The following is a 1,205-nucleotide window of genomic DNA, read 5'->3' on the forward strand; positions in this document are numbered from 1 at the left end:
ATTATTGCAGTTGCCCTTGACTTAATGAATCCTAAACATTTAAGAAATTGGTTTGCCAATTGCTGTTATTGTACCTCGTAACAGCGGGAACCGCTGTATTTCTATCAATAATGAGTAAGAGAAGATTGAAGTGTATATGAAGAATGCAAATGTTACTTCCCGCGTATACACGCGCAAAGAGGTAGAAAGAGGGATCTTGAAATTTCTAAATACAGAGGTTGACCTAACACTTGCTTGGCTAGCTATGCTAGGCTCCATACCATTCTTTGGTGGATTTGCACTCTCAATTATGCCTATAGTCTTGGCTGATAGAGTGTCACGTACCCAAAAAAAGTAAACTAAAACACAATTCCCCATAACATCATCATTCCCGCCACAATAGCCGCAAACATTGCTAAAGCTAAGGATTTGTCTTTTGTAGGTTTCTCATCTACTTGCCCAAAACTAAGTGAAGAAGTTTTAAGTGCAGAAGTTTTAGAAGTAGTGGGAGTAACTAGATCTCCAATTACTTTCCAATTATCTGAGTTCACAAGGTTCGATAAACCTCGCCAAACTTGAGCTTTAACTAGAGCTTCCTCAGCTTTTATTTCAGTAACTACTACTAATGAACCTTCTCTTTTAGGTAGAGAATATTGCTCAAGTAAACTGGCTAACTCCTGTTTACGCTCATCCAGGTTTTTACTAATTTTATAATTTAATTGCTCATCATTATTAAGCTGATCACTTGCAGACAAATCATTGACTTTCATCGTCAACAGTCTAATTTCTTCAAATAAAACTTGAAAACCCTGCTCACTGCCAAACTGTACTGCTACGTTAATATCTTCTCTAAGCGAGTCCTAGTCACGCAAGGCACGAACAGCAATCATCCTTAATATCTGTTGCTCCTGGTTCGAGTCCTCACTTACCCAGACTACAGAATTACGGATTTTGCGATCGCGAAAATCTCTGCGTTTACTTGCCTCTAAACCAGTAACCAACAACATCAACTTACCATTATACCGCCCTAGAACCAAAGAAGGCGATTCACTCTGAATTAAATCACTCACCTGGCTAGTTACCAACATAGATAGTTTCTCTGGCAACCAGCAATAGCCATCGTCCTGAGAAAAACCGCGACTTTGGACGTAAATTTCCAGCTGTTAATTATTCATTGTTGATTGTTCATTGTTGATTGTTCATTGGGTAAGTATTGCACAATTGCC

At 38.8% G+C, this 1,205-nt stretch carries 2 protein-coding genes; both read right to left on the minus strand.

What is annotated here, in order from left to right; translation table 11 throughout:
* Positions 1–338: 338 nt before the first annotated feature.
* Entirely contained in the window at positions 339–734 is a 396-nt protein-coding gene (locus F6K23_RS40890) for a hypothetical protein (protein WP_293166980.1), read from the minus strand.
* Between the two features lie 105 nt (positions 735–839).
* On the minus strand, positions 840–1,067 hold the full coding sequence (locus tag F6K23_RS40895; RefSeq protein WP_293166982.1) for a hypothetical protein: 228 nt from the start codon (positions 1,065–1,067) through the stop codon (positions 840–842).
* Between the last annotated feature and the right edge of the window lie 138 nt (positions 1,068–1,205).

Source organism: Okeania sp. SIO2C9 (assembly GCF_010672455.1).
Classification (GTDB): domain Bacteria; phylum Cyanobacteriota; class Cyanobacteriia; order Cyanobacteriales; family Microcoleaceae; genus Okeania.